This is a genomic window from Pontibacter sp. HJ8, from assembly GCF_054824225.1.
Map to the genome: position 1 here is coordinate 1 of NZ_JSYF01000192.1, position 4,924 is coordinate 4,924.

3 protein-coding genes are annotated in these 4,924 nt (G+C 50.0%); all 3 read right to left on the reverse strand.

Going from position 1 to position 4,924, the window contains the following annotated elements; genetic code table 11:
* Window positions 1-121: 121 nt before the first annotated feature.
* Window positions 122-403, reverse strand: a complete 282-nt coding sequence (locus OB13_RS09450) for a hypothetical protein (RefSeq protein ID WP_461489916.1) — start codon at window positions 401-403, stop codon at window positions 122-124.
* Between the two features lie 83 nt (window positions 404-486).
* The gene (locus tag OB13_RS09455; protein WP_461489917.1) at window positions 487-1,683 is read right to left on the reverse strand and encodes a TlpA family protein disulfide reductase; all 1,197 of its coding nucleotides are present in this window, start codon (window positions 1,681-1,683) and stop codon (window positions 487-489) included.
* Between the two features lie 249 nt (window positions 1,684-1,932).
* Window positions 1,933-4,392 carry a TonB-dependent receptor gene (locus tag OB13_RS09460; protein ID WP_461489918.1) on the reverse strand — a complete coding sequence of 820 codons (2,460 nt, stop codon included), beginning with the start codon at window positions 4,390-4,392 and terminating at the stop codon, window positions 1,933-1,935.
* Window positions 4,393-4,924 lie beyond the last annotated feature (532 nt).

Here is a 4,924-nt window from a genome sequence, read left to right on the forward strand (position 1 = left end):
GTTGCGCTTGTTGTGTGTGCAGGCTTTCGGATACGCTAAAGTAACAAATGGCCGGCGGAAAGCATGCTGTATACCGGATAGTTTTAGGATCAGGTTTCCGTAAATTTTAAGACCGGATGCCCTAAAATAGATTGTATAAGAGAATGAGGCATAGGGTGCTGATTCCCATTCCCAGGAGCCCTACTTTGCTTTTGTATCTCTGAAAGGACAGAACCCCGAGTACGACTCCCACGGTTTCGAATACAAACAAGGTTGCCCTGGTAGACTGGCTCATCGAATACAGGTTAATCATATTTTCGGACTCCTCAGCCGCCTGGTAACTCAGGTTAGCCTGGAAGTTGAAATAGGTAATGACGATTAACCCTGCCATACCGACTATAAAAGAAGCAATCCCTGTTTTCATACATCCAAATTTCCTTTAACGTGCTTGTACAGGCGAAGGTACAGTGTGAGCGAATGCTTTGTGAACAGCTTAATTTCTGCGCCTTATTGCTTTAATGCCTCCTGAATATGCTTCCCTAATACCTGTTCATCTATACCGCCTGTGTATACTACTTTGCCTTGCTTGTCCAGGAGAACAACCACGGGATAAAAACCAACACCATACGCTTCCGCAACTTTTCCGCCTTCCAGCACGGTTTGGTAACCGGGCTTGTTTCTGCTATAAAAGTTGTCAACATCTTCTTTTTTGTCATGCAGATTGATCCCTAAAACCATAAAATTCTTGTGCCGGAATTTTCCGGTTATGGCGTTCAGTTTAGGAACAGCCGAAATGCAGTACCCGCAGTTCTTGTTCCAGAACTCCAGCAGTACGACCTTCCCTTTTAGCTGACTCAGCTTTAAAGATTCGCTGCTGCCAAACAGGGGAAGCTGCCAGTCTGGGGCAGCAGCGCGCAGTGCCAGAGGCACTAACGGTTTCTTTTGTGTTAAGCTGAATTCATCAGTGTAGCTGGAATAGTACCACGACAGCTCGGAGGGGCTGGCAGGATTGGTCGTCACCTGGCTGAAAACGGTTCGGGCAAAATCATTGTTTACGTTGTTGCCCTGGATGATTTGCACGGGCAGGTAGCTGCTTTTGTCTACCAGGATCGCGTAGGTGACTTTCCTATCAACCCCAAGCTCTGAGAATCCGCCCAACCGCTCAATAGCTCTCTGGTTGAGCACCAACTTGACCAGGTATACGTCTTGCTGGGCAATGCTCGTGTCGGACAGGCTTTTGTGTATGTCTTTATCAGCCAGGACGGCAGGTAGCGCCTTCCTGAGCGTCACCATAGAATTGTAGAATGGCGTTAGCCCTGCGAAATATTTGAATGCTGGATTGGGGTTAAGGCTCATCGTCTTCTGGCTTTTGTCTAAGACAAAGCTTTCAGTGCCATTGTAGATCAGCTTAGAGCCCTCGTTTTCCAGTTGGTACTTAAAACCTAAAATGGGGTCGGTGGCGGCAAACTCTATAAAAGAAGTTCCCGAGACGGTGTTCTTATAGTTTTCAGAGGAGTAGTTGAGCTCCAGCTGGTAGCTATACTGGAGCGTTTTCAGGCTTTCAAGCTTTTTGTAGACTTCCAGGAGTACTTTGTCGGCCGTAGGTTGCTCAGATCTGTTCAAAGAAGGTGAGCTGGCAAATCCGAACAAAAGGAAGCACACAACACCGATGGGCACAATCTGGAGGAGGAAGGTCTTTTGCATGGCTTTTCTACTTTAATAAAAGTGTTTGTGGACGCGTTAACCTTATGACAAAAATCTGAAACTTTCATTTCGAAGGCTGACCTTCAGTCCATACTTGCTGCCAGAACGGATATCCTGAAGAAAGCTACAGAATATGATTCTTATCGGACTGACGTCCTTCCTTCTGCCCGGACTTTATCTGGTGTCAGGTGGAAGCTATACCTGCAGGAGGAGGTGCCTGTTCAGGGACCTCCTCCTGCAGATATAGCTTTAATTGGTTGCGCCGCCGCTCTGCTCACCGGCCTTGACATCATCATTTTTGATGCCGCGCTTTTTGCGGGCGATATCGCCTTTCAGTTTGCCGAAGCGGTAGTTGAACGATACGTTGTAGCGGCGCATCTGATAGTAGGACTCCTGTGTCTGGCTGAATCTGGGGTCATTTATCTCACTGAACTGGCGGCGGCTCTTCTGGAACGGGCTGTTCACCGAAAGGCTGATACTGGCTTTGTTGTCTTTTAGGAATTGCTTGTTCACCGAGAAGCTGTTCCACATGTAGCCGGCTGACCGGCCCTGGAGCCTGATCTGGGAGGAGTTGTAGCCGATATTACCGCTCGCACGCCAGCCTTTCTCAAAGCGGTAACTCGAGTAGCCAAACACGTTGTAGGTGAAACCCTCGTTGTTCTGGGGCAGGCCGTCGATCATACTGGTGAGCTGCACGTAACCGGCGGAGGTGTTTAGGTTCAGGCTCAGCTTTTTGAACAGCGTCGTGTTGCCGCTCACGGAGACGCCATAGGTCTTGTTGCGGCCAATGTTATCGAAAGTGGTGCGGGCCACGGTATCGGCACCCAGCGTGGTATAGCTCTGGATGGAGCTGTTGGTGTAGTTGTGGAAGACACTGGCGTTTACGGAAGAGCCTTTCACAAAGGTATTGTAGGCCAGCGTAAAGACGTTGTTGGTGGCTGCTTCCAGTTCCGGGTTACCATAACTGATGTTCCTCGGGTCGACCTGGTTGACGTAGGGGTTGAGATAGTAGAGGCTGGGGCGCTCGATGCGCTGGGTATAGGACAACCGCATCGTGCTGGTGCCTTTGAGCTTGCGCGACAGCGTAATGTTAGGAATCAGGTTGAAGTAATCCTGGGAGGCGACGGTGCCGGAAGACCTGAAGTTGGCATCTACCTTTGTCTCTTCGAGTCGCGCACCGGTTTTAAGTCCCCAGTCGCCTTTTTTGAGGCTGAGAGAGGTATAGGCAGCATAGATATCCTGCCTGTAGTCAAAGTTGTTGCTCAGGCTCGGGTCCTGCACGAAGTTGCCTGTTTCCGGGTCGCGGTTGCTGTAGAAATAGTCGCTGTTGCTGAGTCGGAAAATCGATTTGACGCCCAGCTCCAGGGCTTGTTTTTTGATCGGTTGCACATAGTCGGCCTGCAGGGTATGCTCCCTTGTTGTGCCGTCGTTATCGGTCTGGCTTACCTGGCTATGGTAGTTGAGCAGGGGCAGCAGCGTAAAGTCGGTGGCGCTTCCGTTGCCGCCGTTGTTCAGCCTGTAGGAGAGCGTGAAGAGTTGCTCTTTGCTCTTTTTGAAGGTGCGCTGGTAGTCTGCTCCGAAGTCGCTGCCCTGCCACTTGTGTGTGCCGCTGTTCAGGCGCCTGTAGGCCTGGGTAAGCACACCGGATGTATTCCGAAGTTCTGCCAGCTGGGTAGAGCTGTTGCTTCCGGTGCTTAAGTTCATGCTGTAGTTGGCCGTGAAGAGGTTGAGCGTGTCCATCTCATAGCTGAACTCACCGCTGCCATACTGGAAGGTGTTGTTACTGAAGCTTTCGCCGAGCTGCTCCAGCGTGTTCTCGCGTATCTTGTCTTCCCGGAACAAATTGCTGCTGCTGGTGGGGCTGTAATGCGAGCCTCTTCCAAAGTATCCGGAGAAGCCGAACTTGCCGGTCTTGACTGTCAGGTAGCCTCCGAAGTTGGTTCCTTTCGGGCTGCCTGTTCCTAAATTGACGGAGCCGTTGTAGCCGCCAATGTTTTTCTTGTGGGTGATGATGTTGAGGATACCGCCAACTCCTTCTGCTTCATACTTGGAAGGAGGATTGGTGATCACTTCGATACTCTTGATCGTGTTGGCCGGCATACTCCGGAACACATCTTTGGGGCTGCGCACAAACAGGGAGGAAGTTTTGCCATTGATCAGCACCCGGTAGTTGCTGTTGCCGTTGAGCTTGATGTTGTCGTCGGCGTCAACCGTGAGCAGGGGCACCTTGCGCAGCATGTCCAGGGCGGTCAGGGTCTGGCTTTCCGGGTCGGCATCCACGTTGTAAGTGATCTTGTCGATGTCTTGTTCTACCAGTAGTTTCTCTGTCACCACCTGCACCTCTTTTAGCTGCTTGGCCGATGAGACGAGTGTCAGTTTGCCCAGGTCGATGGTAGAAGAAGTAAAGGCTGGAAGTGGCAGGGTCCTGGTCTTGTAGCCCACGTAGGAGAGGACCAGCTGGTATGGTTTTTCGGGCAGGCCGGTCAGCTCAAACGAGCCGTTGTCTTTTGTGAAAGTACTTTTGATAGCCTGGTTCTTTCCGGCTTCCTGCAAGGTGACAGTCACATAACCCAGCGCCGCCTGCGTAGTGGAGTCCGAAACTATACCTTTGACAGTACCTGTCAGTGCATTTGGTTGAGGAGGTGCCTGCGCAAAAGAGGCAAAGCAGGTCAGGCAACACAGTATTGCCAGCATTAAATTTTTTTTCATACGATCAAGGTTACCAGGTATAGTGATAGGTATGGCACCAGGTGCAACAAAGCGTTATTCCGGATGTAAAAGGTGCAGCGTAACTCCTTAAGCAGCAGAACCGCTCAGCAGAAATGGGAGGGTGTAAGACAGCAGCCAGGCTGATGGAGTAGCAGTAAGATCGAAAGCTAATATATAAAGGAGATATGTATATAGAAAATTATTAATTGATTTTAACATATTTTAACTTTCATCTTGTAGGGATGAAGTCTAAACAAGGGTCAGGGTATTAACAGAGGGGCTAATCATCAAAGTTGTAACCAGGAGGAGTAGAGTAACGAGGGGCGATTGCTCCAGAGAGAAAGAGGATTTGGAGCAATCAATCTTTTCAAACTTTTCATAGCTGCGCTATCTCTCTCCGTTCGCGCCTCAGAAATATTCGGAATTAATTGAGCTGGAAGGAGAGAAGACTTAGGTATAGGCAATTCTTGCAGGGGCAGGTCACGACCTGTCCGAATCGGGCAGCAGGTATAGGTATAGGTATAGGTATAGG